14 protein-coding genes and 1 tRNA gene are annotated in these 15,844 nt (G+C 67.4%); 7 read left to right on the top strand and 8 right to left on the bottom strand.

The window, feature by feature from the left end; all coding sequences use genetic code 11:
• Positions 1-18: 18 nt before the first annotated feature.
• Together xylB and xylA are read right to left on the bottom strand one after the other, a co-directional pair.
• A complete protein-coding gene (xylB, locus tag BLT71_RS12655) occupies positions 19-1,437 on the bottom strand; it encodes a xylulokinase (protein WP_091720814.1) in 1,419 nt (472 codons plus the stop codon).
• Between the two features lie 2 nt (positions 1,438-1,439).
• Positions 1,440-2,627, bottom strand: a complete 1,188-nt coding sequence (gene xylA, locus BLT71_RS12650) for a xylose isomerase (RefSeq protein WP_091720811.1) — start codon at positions 2,625-2,627, stop codon at positions 1,440-1,442.
• A 196-nt stretch (positions 2,628-2,823) separates the two neighbouring features.
• Here xylA and BLT71_RS12645 point away from each other — a divergent pair, with 196 nt between their 5' ends.
• A complete protein-coding gene (locus BLT71_RS12645; RefSeq protein ID WP_231994552.1) occupies positions 2,824-3,999 on the top strand; it encodes an ROK family protein in 1,176 nt (391 codons plus the stop codon).
• 144 nt (positions 4,000-4,143) lie between these two features.
• On the opposite strand, the gene BLT71_RS12640 is transcribed toward BLT71_RS12645, so the two are convergent.
• Positions 4,144-4,216 (bottom strand) — tRNA-Arg (locus BLT71_RS12640).
• Between the two features lie 207 nt (positions 4,217-4,423).
• Here BLT71_RS12640 and BLT71_RS12635 point away from each other — a divergent pair.
• The 3 genes from BLT71_RS12635 to ettA all read left to right on the top strand — a co-directional run bounded on the left by BLT71_RS12635 (position 4,424) and on the right by ettA (position 7,483).
• Positions 4,424-4,978, top strand: a complete 555-nt coding sequence (locus BLT71_RS12635; RefSeq protein WP_091720805.1) for a single-stranded DNA-binding protein — start codon at positions 4,424-4,426, stop codon at positions 4,976-4,978.
• Positions 4,979-5,322: 344 nt separating this feature from the next.
• Positions 5,323-5,739, top strand: a complete 417-nt coding sequence (locus BLT71_RS12630) for a DUF6993 domain-containing protein (protein WP_091720803.1) — start codon at positions 5,323-5,325, stop codon at positions 5,737-5,739.
• A 61-nt stretch (positions 5,740-5,800) separates the two neighbouring features.
• Positions 5,801-7,483 (top strand): energy-dependent translational throttle protein EttA, encoded by a 1,683-nt coding sequence (ettA, locus tag BLT71_RS12625; RefSeq protein ID WP_056079796.1) that lies wholly within the window; start codon positions 5,801-5,803, stop codon positions 7,481-7,483.
• A gap of 129 nt (positions 7,484-7,612) precedes the next feature.
• Here the strand turns inward: ettA and BLT71_RS12620 are convergent, their stop codons facing one another.
• A complete protein-coding gene (locus BLT71_RS12620; RefSeq protein WP_091720800.1) occupies positions 7,613-8,593 on the bottom strand; it encodes an acyl-CoA thioesterase in 981 nt (326 codons plus the stop codon).
• A gap of 63 nt (positions 8,594-8,656) precedes the next feature.
• Between BLT71_RS12620 and BLT71_RS12615 the strand changes: the two genes are divergently transcribed.
• The gene (locus BLT71_RS12615; RefSeq protein WP_091720798.1) at positions 8,657-9,316 is read left to right on the top strand and encodes a hypothetical protein; all 660 of its coding nucleotides are present in this window, start codon (positions 8,657-8,659) and stop codon (positions 9,314-9,316) included.
• A 4-nt stretch (positions 9,317-9,320) separates the two neighbouring features.
• On the opposite strand, the gene BLT71_RS12610 is transcribed toward BLT71_RS12615, so the two are convergent.
• Positions 9,321-9,770 (bottom strand): globin, encoded by a 450-nt coding sequence (locus BLT71_RS12610; protein ID WP_091720795.1) that lies wholly within the window; start codon positions 9,768-9,770, stop codon positions 9,321-9,323.
• A 2-nt stretch (positions 9,771-9,772) separates the two neighbouring features.
• Entirely contained in the window at positions 9,773-10,459 is a 687-nt protein-coding gene (locus BLT71_RS12605) for a mechanosensitive ion channel family protein (RefSeq protein ID WP_091720792.1), read from the bottom strand.
• 66 nt (positions 10,460-10,525) lie between these two features.
• On the opposite strand from BLT71_RS12605, the gene BLT71_RS12600 reads away from it, so the two are divergent.
• Entirely contained in the window at positions 10,526-11,542 is a 1,017-nt protein-coding gene (locus tag BLT71_RS12600) for an NAD-dependent epimerase/dehydratase family protein (RefSeq protein ID WP_091720789.1), read from the top strand.
• Here BLT71_RS12600 and BLT71_RS12595 read toward each other — a convergent pair.
• Together BLT71_RS12595 and pepN are read right to left on the bottom strand one after the other, a co-directional pair.
• Positions 11,539-12,012: an OsmC family protein gene (locus tag BLT71_RS12595; protein ID WP_091720786.1), complete on the bottom strand. Its 474-nt coding sequence runs from the start codon at positions 12,010-12,012 to the stop codon at positions 11,539-11,541. The two genes, BLT71_RS12600 and BLT71_RS12595, sit on opposite strands and share 4 nt — an antisense overlap.
• 18 nt (positions 12,013-12,030) lie before the next feature.
• Positions 12,031-14,583: an aminopeptidase N gene (gene pepN, locus BLT71_RS12590; RefSeq protein ID WP_091720784.1), complete on the bottom strand. Its 2,553-nt coding sequence runs from the start codon at positions 14,581-14,583 to the stop codon at positions 12,031-12,033.
• A gap of 176 nt (positions 14,584-14,759) precedes the next feature.
• Here pepN and BLT71_RS12585 point away from each other — a divergent pair, with 176 nt between their 5' ends.
• Positions 14,760-15,779: a hypothetical protein gene (locus BLT71_RS12585; protein ID WP_091720781.1), complete on the top strand. Its 1,020-nt coding sequence runs from the start codon at positions 14,760-14,762 to the stop codon at positions 15,777-15,779.
• Positions 15,780-15,844: the final 65 nt, after the last annotated feature.

The raw sequence follows: 15,844 nt of genomic DNA, 5'->3' as shown, positions 1-15,844 counted from the left end.
CTTCTGTGTATGCCTACGTCAGGCGTACAGCGAGGCGAACCGGCGGTATGCCGCCAGCACACCGGCGTCGTCCGTTCCCCGGGGAAGCACGACGGCGTCTGACGCCCAGGCGGGGAAAGCGCCGGTGAGTGCTGCGGCGGCCTGGCGGGCAGCGCCGTCGGCCACGTATTCTCCCGGCCGCGGAATGGCGACGGCCGCCCCCAGCAGCCGGGCCGCGGCATCCTGGACGGCCGCCGACTGTGCGCCGCCGCCCACCAGCACGATGCGCCTTGCCTCCACGCCCTGTTCCAGGAGCGCGGCCAGCCCGTCCGCCAGGGAGCACACCACGCCTTCGACGGCGGCGCGCGCCACGTTCGCCGGGGTGTAGTTTGCCCGTGTGATGCCGTGCAGGGAACCGGTGGCATCCGGCAGGTTGGGGGTGCGTTCCCCGTCGAAGTACGGCACCAGGGTCAGGCCGCCCGCGCCGGGCTGCGCTGACAGGGCCAGCCGGTTGAATTCGGCCAGGTCCACTCCCAGTAGCGCTGCTGTTGCATCGAATACGCGCGTGGCATTCAGCGTGCAGATGAGGGGCAGGTAGTGCCCCGCCGCATCCGCAAACCCGGCCACCAGTCCGGTTGCATCAGCCGCCGGTGTCTCCGAAACCGCGAAGACGGTGCCGGACGTGCCCAGGGACATCACAACGTCGCCCAGCCCCGCACCAGCACCCAGTGCCGCTGCAGCGTTGTCACCCGCGCCCGCTGCGAGCAGGCTGCCGGCCGGTGTCCTGCCTGCTGCCTCCAGCGGGCCAAGGACCAGCGGCAGTGTCGGGGTGTGGCCAAGCGATGCGGCCACGAGGTCGGGCAGGTACTTTCCCTCCGCCGTCGAGAAGTATCCAGTCCCTGAAGCGTCCGAGCGGTCCGTCACCAGCGCATCAAGCCCAACCGCGCCGCTTCCCGGTCCGTACCCGGCCAGGCGCCAGGTCAGCCAGTCGTGCGGGAGGCAGACGGCGGCAACCCTGGCTGCGTTTTCCGGTTCGTTTTCCCGGAGCCAGTGCAGCTTGGTCAGCGTCAGCGACGCTACCGGGACTGTCCCTGTGGCCTGTGCCCAAAAGCGGGCGCCGGCGGCAGCATCGCCGTCGCCCGCCATGTCGATGAGCTGCGCGGCGGCACCGGCGCTCCGTGTGTCGTTCCACAGCAGGGCAGGGCGGATCACCGCGCCGCCGGCGTCAAGGCAGACCATGCCGTGCTGTTGCCCGGCGACGGAGACGGCGGCGACGTCGTCAAGGCCACCCGCCTGGGCGATCGCCGCCTGGAGGGCGTCCCACCAGTGGACAGGGTGGACCTCGGTGCCCTCGGGGTGTGGCGCGCGGCCCTGCCGGACCAAAACGCCGGTGCCGGCATCGCGGATTACTACCTTGCAGGACTGGGTGGAACTGTCGATTCCCGCGACCAGTGCCATGGTCAGCGGGCGTTGAGGAGGTGCTCGATGGCAAGCTGGTTGAGCCGGACGAACGCGAACGAACGCTCTGCTGCCTTGTCGGCGTCGAAGTCTTCGAATGCGGCGGCGTCGGCGAGCAGGTCTGCGGTGGTTTCTCCGGCGTTGAGGGTGGGTTCGCCGAGTTCGAAGACGCCCGATGCCTTGAGGGCTTCCTGCACCAGCGGGTCCGCGCGGAAGGCCAGCGCCCGTTCCTTGAGCAGGAGGTACATCGCCATGTTGGCCTTGGCGGATTCCCAGACGCCGTCGTAGCCGTCCGTGCGCGACGGCTTGTAGTCGAAGTGGCGCGGGCCGTCGTACTTGGGGCCGCCGCCCGGGAAGCCGTTCTCCAGCAGGTCCACCGTGAAGAAGGCGCTGGTGAGGTCGCCGTGGCCGAAGACGAGGTCCTGGTCGTATTTGATGCCGCGCTGGCCGTTGAGGTCGATGTGGAAGAGCTTGCCGGCCCAGAGCGCCTGGGCAATGCCGTGGGTGAAGTTCAGGCCCGCCATCTGCTCGTGGCCGGTCTCGGGGTTCAGGCCAACGATGTCGCCGTGTTCGAGCTGGGCGATGAAGGCCAGGCCGTGACCGACGGTGGGCAGGAAGATATCTCCGCGGGGTTCGTTGGGCTTGGGCTCGAGCGCGATGCGCAGGTTGTAGCCCTTGTCCTTGATGTAGCCGGCGGCCGTGTCAACGCCTTCCTTCATGCGGTCCAGTGCGGCGGCGAGGTCCTTGGAGCCGTCGTATTCGCTGCCTTCGCGGCCACCCCACATGACGAAAGTCTCTGCGCCGAGCTCTGCCGCGAGGTCAATGTTGCGGAGGACCTTGGACAGGGCGAACCGGCGCACGGAACGGTCGTTGGAGGTGAAGCCGCCGTCCTTGAATACCGGGTGGCTGAACAGGTTGGTGGTGACCATCGGCACGTTGAGCCCGGTGTCGGCGAGTGCCGCGCGGAAGTTCTTGAGGATCAGTTCGCGCTCGGAGGCTGGAGCGTCGAAGGGGACCAGGTCGTTGTCGTGGAAGGTGATGCCATAGGCGCCGAGGTCCGCCAGCTTGTGCACGGCCTCCACTGGGTCAAGGGCCGCGCGGGTGGCCACACCGAAGGGATCGGCTCCGGTCCAGCCCACCGTCCAAAGGCCAAAGGTGAACTTGTCAGCAGGGGTGGGGGAGAGAGTCATGATGCGTCCTTGCGATCGATGGTCCGCGAGGTGCGGATGTTTAGTTTATTGCCTGAACTTTATGTGGGGACGTAGGCTGTGGTCAAGGGTCCGGCGGTGCGGACCTACAGGTTTTTTGGCGGGATCCGCAGCGAGGAGTGCCATGAGGTTGCCGGTACCGGCGTCGACGCCCCACGGGCCAGTGGTTCCGGGGAGCATGGGGGACGTGCGCAGGAGCAACCTCTCCCTGGTTCTCGGGGCCATCGCCGGTGCGCCCCGGGGAGCGTTTCCCACCAGGGCCCAGGTTGCTGGTGCCACCGGCCTGACCAAGGCGTCCGTCTCAAGCATGGTGACGGACCTCCTCGACGCAGGCCTGGTGCGCGAGGTCGGACTCAATGCACGGGGGGAGCGTGGCCGTCCCGGGGTGGGCCTGGACCTGAACACCAAGCGGGCCGTGATGGGTATGGAGGTCAACGTCGACTACATAGCTGCCGGCGTGATGGACCTTTCCGGGACGGTCCTGTTCCTGGAAGTCCGGGAACGCGACAACCGCGGAAGCCAGCCTGAACCCGTCCTGGAGGCGCTCGCCGTCCTGGCGGCCAAAGCGCGCGGTGACGCGGGGGAGCGCGGCGTAGAAATCCTCGGCGGCGGCCTCGCCGTTCCCGGGCTGGTGCGACCCGGAGGGACGGGAGTCCTGACCGCCCCCAACCTGGGGTGGACCGGCGTCGACCTTGACCTTGGTGCGTTGCTTCCGGAAGCGCCGCTGGCCGTCGCCCTGTTCAACGAAGCAAATGCTGCGGCCCTGGCGGAACTCCGGCACAGGCCCGGCACTGATGCGGACTTCCTGTTCGTCTCCGGGGAGGTGGGCGTTGGTGGCGGCCTGGTCCTGGCCGGTGAGCTTTTCACCGGGCCCGAAGGGCACGCCGGCGAACTGGGACACGTGGTGGTGGACCCTGCAGGAAGCCTCTGCTCGTGCGGAGGGACGGGCTGCCTGGAAACAATTGCCGGCCAGGATGCCATCTTCGCTGCCGCGGGCGTTGAAACCACCGGCGAAAGCCGCTCCGCAGCCATGCGCAGCCTCCTTGCAGCGCTCGCCGCGGGGGACACCCGGGCCATATCCGCCGTCGAACGTGCCGGCAAGTACTTGGGCATTGCCCTCGCCTCAACTGCGCGGGTGGTGGACATCGGTTCGGTGGTGCTCGGCGGCCACTTTGCCGTCCTTGACCAGTGGCTGCGGGCTCCGCTTCTGCGCAGCCTCTCCACGTATGCGCCAGGCAAGCTGGCTCCCGACCATGTTGTCACCTCGGCCGTGGGTGAGGAGGGCGCGCTCCTGGGCGCGGCCGGAAGCGTCCTGCGCTCGCTGGTGGACGCGCCGCACTTGCTGCAGGGCTAGCCGCGGGCAGGTCAGGGGCCTTGACGATCCCGCTCGAGCGTCGGGCCCGGCCCTCACGCTGACGCAGTAACCTGGCCGGATTCCCGCGGCCGCTTAAGCAACAGAGGTCCTGGCCTGCATGCGCAGGCCAGGACCTCTTTTCGGTGCCCCAGGAGGGAATCGAACCCCCGACCGGCGGATTAGAAGGCCGCTGCTCTATCCCCTGAGCTACTGAGGCATCCGGTCTCCGGCCTCTCGGCCAGTGCCTCAAAAAGTTTACCCTGCCCGGGGTGCCGGTGCCGTCATCTGCAGGTGACTCCCCCTCCACATCCGCCTGCGCCGGTACCTTATGCACATAGCCCAACCTGCCCCTCCTGCCGGCTGCCCGGCGGCGCAATGCTGGTACTGCCTGCACGGGCACCACCATTGAGACAGGACGTGAAAGATGAAAGACCTAATGACCATCCGGGGCTTCGTGGCCACGGATGTAACGAGCTCCACCACCGGGCGCGGCACCGCGAAGGCATCCTTCCGCGTAGGGGTTACCTCACGCCGCTTCGACGAGTCCGCCCAGGCATGGGTGGATGAACACACCAACTGGTTCACCGTCCACGGGTACCGCCAACTGGCGGGGACCATTGGATGCAGCATCAGGAAGGGCCAGCCGGTCATCGTCGTCGGAAAACTGCGGCTCAGCACCTGGGAGAAGGACGGCCGCGTCTTCCATTCCACAGTCATCTACGCCGATGCTGTGGGCCATGACCTTTCGCTCGGCTCGGCAAACTTCACCCGCACGTCGTCCAGGCCCTCGCTGTCCCTGGTGGAGCCACCCGCCGTTCCCGACGACCCCCAGTCAGCCTTGGGCCTGGCCCAGGACGAGGCAGAAGACCACGACTTCGACCATCCCGACGACGACGCCCAACCAGCCGTCGTCATCGAGGACAGCAACGGCGAACTCGCTTCCCTCGATCTCGAAACGGGGGAACTCGCCGAAGTCTAGGGCCCATCAGAGTTCACCGTCCTGCCAGTCCCGGGCGGACGGAACGCGGCACCCCCCGGCCGCATTCCGTCCGCCCGCCACACGCCGCCGGCGCTCAAACGGAGCCCACAAACGGATACGGCGGGCCGTGCCATTCTCCCGGGAGGCGGGCCCAACGCCGTATGCCTTCCGGACTGCCCGGTGATGCCGCGACCGGGCGGCAGCCCGGCACATGGCAGAATGACACCATGCGGCACACTGTAACCTCCCGTCTCACCGCCATAACGGGAGTAGCTTTGGTGCTTCTTTTGTCCGGGTGCGTCAGTGGCCCTTCGCCGGCCGGGCCGGGCGTGGACAATCCGGCTATGGACCAGCAGGCGCAGAGCCAGCCGGCCCCTGAACAGCAGGCAAGCACCCCGACTTCCGCCTCTCCGGCAGCGGAGGCTACGCCAAGCGGGCAGGCGCTGGCCACCACATCCGACGCGGACAAAGCCGCCACCGAAGCGATGAAACGCACGGTTACCGAGACCCTCACCGGGTTGGCCGCGGGCACGCCAAAACCCGCAACTGCCCAGGTCACAGAGGTGCTCACAGCGGCCGGTGTCGCCCCGGCAGCGCTTCAGGTATCGCAAAGCCGGACACCAACGGGGCTGGAAGCAGATGCCATCGAAGCCGCCGTGCTGCAGGGAAAGGATTGCGTGATCGGCCAGGTCCGCGAAGGGTCCGTCACTGTGACGGTCCTCCCCGTTCTCGCGAGCGGCAAGTGCTTCGTGGGGTCATGAGGCCGGAGGCCCAGTCAACGCAAATGTGAGATATGCCCGCCAACCCACTAGATTTGGAACCATGGCGGAATTTATCTACACAATGACCAAGGCCCGCAAAGCCGTTGGCGAAAAACTCATCCTTGATGACGTAAGCATGTCTTTTTTCCCGGGCGCCAAGATCGGCGTCGTGGGTCCGAACGGTGCCGGTAAGTCCACCATCCTGAAGATCATGGCAGGGCTGGACACCCCATCGAACGGTGAGGCCCGGCTGAGCCCCGGCTACACCGTGGGCATCCTGCTCCAGGAACCGCCCCTGAATGAGGAAAAGACCGTCCTGGGCAACGTCCAGGAGGGCGTGGGCGAGATCTACGGCAAGATCCAGCGCTTCAACGAAATCTCCGAGGAAATGGCCAGCCCCGACGCTGACTACGACACCCTCCTCGACGAGATGGGCAAGCTGCAGGAAGCCATCGATGCCGCAGACGCCTGGGACCTCGACTCCCAGTTGGAACAGGCCATGGACGCCCTGCGCTGCCCGCCGGCTGATGCCGACGTCACCAACCTTTCCGGTGGTGAACGCCGCCGCGTGGCTCTGTGCAAACTCCTGCTGCAGAAGCCTGACCTGCTGCTGCTCGACGAGCCCACCAACCACCTCGACGCCGAAAGCGTGCTGTGGCTCGAACAGCACCTCTCGAGCTACCCCGGCGCAGTGCTCGCCGTCACCCACGACCGGTACTTCCTCGACCACGTGGCCGAATGGATCGCCGAGGTTGACCGCGGCCACCTGTACCCGTACGAGGGTAACTACTCCACGTACCTCGAAAAGAAGCGTGCCCGCCTGGAAGTCCAGGGCAAGAAGGACGCCAAGCAGGCCAAGCGCCTCACCGAGGAACTCGAGTGGGTCCGCTCCAACGCCAAGGGCCGCCAGACCAAGTCAAAGGCCCGCCTGGCCCGCTACGAGGAAATGGCTGCCGAAGCCGACCGGACCCGCAAGCTGGACTTCGAAGAGATTCAGATCCCGCCGGGACCGCGCCTGGGCGGCGTCGTCCTGGAGGCCAAGAACCTCCAGAAGGGCTTCGAGGACCGGACGCTCATCGACGGACTGTCCTTCACCCTGCCGCGCAACGGCATCGTTGGCGTCATCGGCCCCAACGGCGTCGGCAAGACCACGCTGTTCAAGACCATCGTGGGCCTGGAACCGCTCGACGGCGGCGACCTGAAGATCGGCGAGTCCGTCAAGATCTCCTACGCTGACCAGAGCCGTGGCGGCATCGACCCCAACAAGACGCTGTGGGAGGTCGTTTCCGATGGCCTCGACTTCATCCAGGTGGGCAACGTCGAAATGCCGTCGCGTGCCTACGTGGCCGCATTCGGCTTCAAGGGACCGGACCAGCAGAAGAAGGCCGGTGTGCTTTCCGGCGGTGAGCGCAACCGCCTGAACCTGGCGCTGACCCTGAAACAGGGTGGCAACCTCCTGCTCCTTGACGAACCCACCAACGACCTCGACGTCGAAACCCTCAGCAGCCTGGAGAACGCGCTGCTCGAATTCCCCGGCTGCGCCGTGGTGGTTTCGCACGACCGCTGGTTCCTGGACCGGGTGGCCACCCACATCCTGGCCTACGAAGGCGACGAGGAGAACCCGTCGAAGTGGTACTGGTTCGAGGGCAACTTCGAGTCCTACGAGGAGAACAAGGTGGAGCGCCTCGGCCCCGACGCCGCCAAGCCCCACCGCGTGACCCACCGCCGCCTGACGCGCGACTAAGTCACTCGCCGGGGCCGCGGCTCCGGGAACAGGAAGGCCGGCGCGGGTGGACAAAAGTCCACCCGCGCCGGCCTTTGCTGTGTGGTGAAGCCCCGCCAGCGGGCCAGCAGGAACGCGCCGGCCGGAGCCCTACGCCCGGCCGGCCTTGCGGAGCTGGTGCTCCAGCACCTTGGACTGGACGGCCCCTGCTACCTTGCTTTTCAGGTCCGAGGGTACGCGGACCATGCCCTCCTGGGCCACGGAGGCAACGTGCTGACCGGCCCGGTTGAAGATCTTTCCCGTTGCCAGGCCCCGGGCCGACTGCGCACTCGGTGACTCCTGGACGTACAGCAGCCACTCGTCCACGCGCGCCGGGCGGTGCCACCACATCGCGTGGTCCAGGCTGGCCACGTTCATGCCCGGCGTGATCCAGCTGAGGCCGTGGCGCCGCAGGATGGACTCCAGGAGGGTGTAATCACTGGCGTAGGCGAGGGCAGCGCGGTGCAGGTTCGGGTTGTCCGGCATGGGGCCGAAGGTCTTCATCCAGACGGCGTTCGTGGCCTCTTTCTCGCCCGTCGCCGAAACATACAACGGGGGATTGACGTGCCGGATGTCGAACGGCCGCTCATAGGCCCAGTGCCGCGCCACCGGGTGGTCGAACTTCCCCAGCAGGTCTGCCGTGGTGGGGAGGGACTCGGGGTCGGGGATCCCGGCCGGCATCGCGGACTCGTGCTCGATGCCTTCATCCTCAGTCTGGAAGGAGGCGATCATCGACAGGATGGGCGTGCCTTCCTGGTAGGCGTGGACCCGCCGGGCGGAGAACGACCGGCCGTCACGGAGCCGCTGGACACCGAAGGTGATGGGCTTGTTGGCGTCACCGGGCCGGAGGAAGTACCCGTGCATGGAGTGGACAGCGCGGTCCTCCTGCACCGTCCTCGTGGCCGCAACAAGCGACTGTGCCAGCACCTGGCCGCCGAACACCCGGTGGTGCGGCTGCTGCTGGGACGGACCAAGGAAAATATCCTCGTCCGTCCGCGCGCCTTCCAGCTCGCCAAGGTCCAGGAGGTTGATGAGCGACGACGTGGGGTCACCGCCGGGAAGAGCCAGGATTCCGGCTTCGGCTTCAGTCATGGTCTGACTCTAGACGGACCCCCGGCACCGCTCAAACAAGGCGCAGCCGGTAGTGTTCTTGGTGTGTCTGATCTTCTTACTTCGTCCTTCCGCTTCGCCGACCCGCGGGATCTTGCCGACCTGAAGACGTTTGCCACCCGCGCCAAAGCGGTTGACGACGGCGCCATCCGGCTGCAGGCGGCGGGCTCCGTGCTGGCAGCCTACGTCTGCGTGCTGCGGCCGCGGATCCTGGGCGAAGCCACCCCCACCATCCTTGGCCTGCGCACCATGGAGCTTGCCGCGCCGTCGGAAACCGACGTCACGGTGCCGCTGGCAGCGGTCCTGGACCGGCTGGCCCGGGCAGGGGGGGACGACGTCGAATTGCCGGTTCCGCCCACCACCGTCACCGAATCGTGGACGGGCGTGGGCGCCCCGCGGGGCGGCTGGGAGCTGCTGGGTTCGGTTCCGGACGCTGATCTTAAGTCCGCCGCGGAGGCCGGCATCGGTGAGGTGGCCGGCGCAGTGCCCAACAATCCCGGAGCGCTGATGGTGAACAACGCACGCGCAACGGTATGGGGCAGGGAACTGGACGCCACCGGCTTGCCGGCCGGTGCTGCATTTGCCGCCCTTGCCCTGGGCTTCCTCGCCGATGGCGAACAGAAGCTTTACCGGGCCGGCCGCTGGTTCCGCCTTTCCGGCAGCCGCGGCCATGTCCTGGCGCGGACCGGCAGCGGACTCCTCTAGCCCGTTACGCGCCTGACGGACTGTTGATCATGGACAGCGCCGCGCGTTCCATGTACTCCCACAGCGTGCCCTCGTAGAGTGGCGGCAGCTCCAGCGCGTCCACTGCCGTACGCATGTGGAACAGCCACCGGTCCTTGGCCTCGGGCGTCACGCTGAACGGCATGTGCCGCATCCGGAGCCGTGGATGGCCCCGTTCCTCACCGTAGGTGGTGGGGCCGCCCCAGTACTGCTCCAGGAACATGAGGAAGCGCCGCTTGGCCGGCCCGAGGTCCTCTTCCGGGTACATGGGGCGCAACAGCGGGTCGGTTGCCACGCCGTCGTAAAACACATCGATCAGCTTGACGAAGGTGTCATGGCCGCCCACTGCGTCGTAGAAGCTGTCGGTGTAGGCCGGCTGGCTGAAGGGATCGTTCTGCATCAGCTGTGGACGCTGCGGCTCAATGGGGAGGCTCATGGCTACTCTCCGGCTTTCTGCTCGGTCTTCGTGTTCTCGACGCCGGGGTCGGAGCTCTGGTCGGTGGTGCCGGTGGGGCCTTCATGCAGCGGCACGTAGCGGCCCTGGGAGCGGTTGCCCACCCGGAGGATTTCACCGTTGCGCAGGTACCAGATGGCGCCGTCGTCGGACCGGACCCGGGTGATGCGCAGGCCCATGGATTCCACCACTCCCACTACCTCACTGGTTTCAATCACGTCGCCGATGCCGAACTGGTCTTCAATGGTGATGAAGATTCCGGCCAGGAAGTCGCGGATCAGCTGCTGTGCGCCGAAGCCGATGGCCACACCCAGGATGCCCACGCTGGTCAGCAGCGGCGCAATATTGATGTCCAGGTTCTGCAGCACGTACATGCCGGTGATGACCACAACCAGGACGCCCACCACGCTGTTCAGCAGTGAACCGATGGTTTCCGCGCGCTGCACGCGCCGTTCGTGGTCCAGCGCCCGCAGTGCCGGAGCCACCCATTTGAACGTGCGTTTCTTGAAGAAGTTGCTTCCGGCTGCCACGCGGGTGGTGATACGCGAAATGACGAACGTCGCCACCAGCCAGACGGCGACGCCCACCCCGAGGCTGATCACAATCCCGGTAATGCTGATGCCGTCCGGATCGGTGGCGGCGGACGGAAGGACTGACAACATGCTGACCATATGCGGGAAGTGCTCCTTGAAACTTGGCTCTGTTCACCTTCAACCCTAGCGCCGTAGCGTGGAGCAATGCGCATCCTCGTCCTGGGCGGAACCGCCTTCCTGTCAGCAGAAATCGCCCGCCAGGCCATAACCGCAGGCCAGCGCGTAACGTGCCTGGCCAGGGGCACGTCCGGGCGGCCCCCTGAGGGCGCAGTGTGGCTGCAGGCCGACCGTTCACTGGGCGCGAACGCCTACGACGACGCGGCCGGGGAATGGGATGCCGTGATCGAGGTGGCGCGCGACCCGGCCCTGGCACGCGATGCGCTGGAGAGCCTCGCGGCACGCACTGGACACTGGACGCTGGTGTCCAGCTGTTCGGTGTACGCGGACCATTCGGTGCCCGGCGCCGCGGAGGACGCGGCACTGCTGCAGCCGCTGCCCGACGGGGAGGCATCGACGCCGGAGACCTACGGCGAGTCCAAATCAGCCATTGAAGCGGCCACCGTGGAAGCAGCCGGCGGCAAGGCCCATATTGTCCGTGCGGGCCTTATCGCCGGCCCGGGCGACGGATCCGACCGCTACGGCTACTGGCCGGCCCGCTTCGCCCGGGACAACACGCCTGTGGTGGTCCCCGGCATCGGCACCGCTCCCACCCAAGTCATCGACGTCCGGGACCTGGCCGCATGGATCCTCAAAGCCGCCGGCCAGGGAACCACGGGAGCCCTGAACGCCTTGGGGGACCAGGTGCCTTTTGCCGCGTACGTGGCTGCATCACGGGAGGCCGCAGGCCACACTGGCCACATCCTGGATGCCCCGCCGGAGTGGCTCGCCGGCCAGGGTATCGCCTACTGGTCGGGGCCGGATTCGCTGCCGTTGTGGCTTCCGCCGGGCCACGACGGGTTCATGGCCCGCAGCAACCAGGCAGCCAGGGACGCGGGGCTGGTGCTGCGCCCCTGGCAGGAAACCATCGCGGACGTCCTGCGGGATGAGCGTGCCCGGGGCCTGCGCCGTCCACGCAATGCCGGGCTGGCACCGGAGACCGAAGCCGGGCTGGTCCACCTGCTCCGCGCGGGAGAGGGGGCCAGCACCGGCAACGTGGCCTAAGCCACCACTGTGACGGGTTCGTGGCCCACCGGGAAATTGACGCTTCGGGCAATGAAGCAAACTTGGTTCGCCTCATGATGCAGTGTCGCCGCCAGTTCCACCTGTCCCGGGTCCGCCACCGTGACCTGCGGATGCAGGGTCACGCTCTGGAACTGGCCGCTCCCGTCGCGGTTCAGCACCATCTCCCCGGTGGCGTCGTCCCGGTAGTCCGTGACCACCACGCCGTGCTTCACCGCGACGTGGAGGTATGACAGCATGTGGCACTGCGCCAGGGCGGCCAGTAGCAGCTGCTCCGGGTTGTACCGCTCACGGTCACCGTGGAACGTGGGGTCTGCCGAGCCTTTCAGGACCGGAAGGCCCGGAATGGCGACGTCGTGGTCCCGCGAGTAACCGCGGTAGGACGAGGTCCCCTCGCCGCGGTTACCCGTCCACTGGACGGTCAAGGCGTACTTGTGTTCGTGCAGGCCCATGGCTGCGTTCCCTTCCTGTCAGGCGTCCGCGGCGCGGGCGCGCAGTGCCCGGGCCACGCCGTCGCGGTTTTCCAGCATCATCCGGCGCAGCGCAGCGCTCTCCTGCGGGAGTGACGCCAGGAATCCATCTGTGCGGTCCACCGTGGCCTGGGTGGTCAGCAGCGCCGGGTAGAGCCCGACGACGATCTGCTGGGCAAGTGCGTGCGTGCGGGTGGCCACGATGCCCGGGACAGCCGCGAAGTACTTCTCCGCGTATGGTTCCAGCAGCGACCGGTCCAGCACCCGCATGAACCCGGCCACGGCCGAACCCTGCAACGCATTGGAGAGATCGCCCTTGACTACGATCGACTCCCAGGCGGCGGCTTTGGCCTCGGGCGTTGGGATGGCAGCCGTGGCAAGTGCCGCAGCGTTCTGCCCGCTGGCGGTCCTGTCCCGTTCCAGCTCGGCGTCGATTCCGTCCCGGCCGAGCCTGCCGCCGGCCACCAGGGAAGCCACCAGTTCCCAGCGCAGGTCCTGGTCCACGGTGAGCCCATCCAAAGCGACTGACCCGTCCAGGAGCCCGGCCACCCGGTCCAGCTGGGAAGTGCTGCCGGCCAGCAGGGCAAAGGACTTAGCGAACTGGAGCTGCGCGTCGGATCCGCCGGGAGCTTCCTGCGCCAGGTCCCAGAGCCGGTCCACGGCCGCGGCGGTGGTGGCTTCGCGGTGTTCCTCGGCCACGTAGAAGTTCAGCGTGGTGGCCAGCTGGCGCAGCTGCACCAGGATGACGGAGGAATCCGTTTCTGCGGCCACGTTGGCGAGGACCAGCTCCACGTAGGCACGCGCCGGAGTTTCGCCGTCCCGGGCTGCGTCCCACGCCGAATTCCAGACCAGCGTCCGCGGCAGGCTTTCCTGGAAGTCCTTAAGGTGGGCCGTCGCGGTGGCCAGGGACTTCGGGTCGAGGCGGACCTTGGCGTAGGCGAGGTCGTCGTCGTTGACCAGGATGAGGTCCGGCTGCTTGAGCCCGGCCAGGGCCGGGACGTCGGTGCGTTCGCCGTCGACGTCCAGTTCCTCGCGGTGCACGCGTTCAAGCTTGCCGGCGGCATTCAGGTTGTAGAACCCCACAGCCAGCCGGTGCGGGCGGATGGTGGGCCACTCGGGCACGGCGGACTGCAGGATGGCAAAGGAGCGCAGCGTCCCGTCGGAGTCCACGTCGAGTTCGGGAACCAGGGTGTTCACTCCGGCGGTCTCCAGCCACTGCCGTCCCCAGTCGTCCAGGTCGCGGCCGCTGGCCTTTTCGAGCTCCACCAGCAGGTCGCTCAGCTCGGTGTTGGCCCAGGAGTGCTTGGCAAAGTATTCCCGAACGCCGGCCATGAACTGTTCCGGACCCACCCAGGCCACCAGCTGCCGCAGGACCGAGGCGCCCTTGGCGTAGGTGATGCCGTCGAAGTTCACCTCGACGTCCTGCAGGTCGTTGATCTCAGCGAAGATCGGGTGGGTGGTGGGCAGCTGGTCCTGGCGGTAGGCCCAGGACTTCTCCACCGAGGCGAAAGTGGTCCAGGCGCTGGTGAAGGACGTGGCCTCCACGGCCGCCAGGTGGGACATGTACTCGGCGAAGGACTCGTTCAGCCACAAATCGTTCCACCACCGCATGGTCACGAGGTCGCCGAACCACATGTGCGCGAGCTCGTGCAGCACCGTGATGGCACGGCGTTCGATCTGGGCGCCGGTGACCTTGCTGCGGAACACGTAGCCTTCGAGGATGGTCACGGCGCCGGCGTTTTCCATGGCTCCGGCGTTGAACTCGGGCACAAACAGCTGGTCGTACTTTTCGAACGGGTAGGGGCAGCCGAACTGTGCTTCGAAGAAGCCGAAGCCCTGCCGCGTGAGTTCGAAGATGTTGTCCGCATCCAGGTACTGCATCAGCGACTTGCGGGCAAAAACGCCCAGCGGGATGACCCGCCCGTCGGAACTTGTGACCTCGCTGCGGACCGACTGGTAGGGGCCCGCGATCAGGGCTGTCACATAGGAGGACAGCCGGGGCGTCGGTGTGAAGGTCCACACCGAGCGGGCTCCGCCGTCTTCGGAGGGAGAAGTTTCGGCCGGTGTTGGCGTGGGGGAGTTCGAGATGACGTCCCAGTGCGAGGGCGCGGTGACCGTGAAGGCAAACGTCGCCTTGAGGTCCGGCTGCTCGAAGACGGCAAACATCCTGCGGGAATCGGGCACTTCAAACTGCGTGTACAGGTAGACCTCGTTGTCCACGGGGTCAACGAAACGGTGCAGGCCCTCGCCGGTGTTCATGTACGGTGCATCCGCCACCACCGTCAGCTCATTGTGTTCCTGCAGGCCGGGCAGCTGGATCCGCACGCCGTCGGCCACAGCGGCGGGGTCCAGGCTCTGGCCGTTCAGGGTCACGCTGTGCACCGTGTGCGTCACGGCGTCGATGAACGTCTCAGCCCCGGCAACGGCCCCGAATTTCACGGTGGTGGTGCTGCCGAACACCTCACTGCCGCGGGTCAGGTCCAGGCTCACCTCGTAGGACTCGACAGTTATCAGTTCGGCGCGGGCGCGGGCTTCATCGCGCGTCAGGTTCATGCCTGGCAAGGAGACCTCCAGAAGACGTTGGCTGCTGCGGCGCCGGCGGTAGCCGGCTCCGGCTCTGATCATTCTTGCACTGCCCGGACCCTGGCACGTTGCGCAGGTCACGTCCCCTGCACACCTTTCGCTCCGGTCCCTCCGGGAGTACCCGCCGGCGGGGGTAGCGTTAATCCATGGGAAAGATTCTGGACAGGGTGGACCGGAAGGCGCTGCGTTTCGCCATCGGCTTCCCCGTGCTCCTGGCCGGTGCGTTCGTCTTCTGCGCGTCGCTGCTGCGGCGTGACCTTCCGGAGCCGCTCGCCATCCAGTGGACGGACGACGGCGGCGCCGCCTTTGCGCCGTACGGCATCTACGTGGGCTGGGGCGCAGCCATGATCCTGGCCACCGGGTGGCTGGTCCTCTCGCAGGCACTTCCCCTGTCCCGCCCGGCCATCATGCGCCGGATCATGATGGGCGTCGGACTGTTCCTGTGCCTCTTTGTCACCACCGTGCTGGCTGCCGGCCTGGTGGGGCAGGCCGGCGTGACCGATGCCCGCAGTTCGCACGTCGACGCGACGGTCCTGGCGCTGGGAAGCGGGGCGGCGGTTTCCCTGGGGGTCACCCTGGCCATGGTCTACAAGGCGGACCAGCACTGGTCCGTGGATGACGACCGGGCGCTCCAGCGCACACTGACCCGTGAAGCCGACCCCGACCTCACGGCGGACACCGTCCGGTTGTGGGTGCACGCGCGCAGCTCGGTCTTCGTCATGATCGGCATCGCTTCACTGTTCCCCGCCGCGCTCATCGCCATCGCGCTGCCCTGGCTCGGTGGCCTCCTGGTACTCCTCGCGGTGGTGGGAGCGGGCTTCCTCTTCGCCAGGGTGAAGGCGGACAGATACGGGCTGAAGGTCCTCCTGGCGGGCGTCCTGCCGGTCATGGATGTTCCGGCCGGATCCATCGCCGCCGCCAGCGCAGCAGACCTGAAGGCAGCAGACTACGGCGGGTGGGGCTACCGGCACCACGGCGGCACCGACGCCATGCTGGTGGGCAGCGGCCCCGCCGTCGTCGTCAGCAAAACCGACGGCCGCCGCCTTGCCGTCAGCGGCGGCAGCCAGGCATCCGCCGCGCGCCTTGCCGACGTCCTCACCCGGGTAGCCGCCAGGGCCCGGAAGGGCGGAAACCCGTCATCAGGCGGGCAAGCCCCGGGCTCCTAGTATTCTTGTCCGTGTTGTTTCCCGGGCCGGCGCCCACCCCGCCGGCCGCCAGTGCCGCCAAACCG

Source organism: Pseudarthrobacter equi (assembly GCF_900105535.1).
GTDB lineage: Bacteria > Actinomycetota > Actinomycetes > Actinomycetales > Micrococcaceae > Arthrobacter > Arthrobacter equi.
The sequence above is the reverse complement of the archived record's forward strand: the minus strand, read 5'-3'. Positions and strand labels throughout refer to the sequence as shown.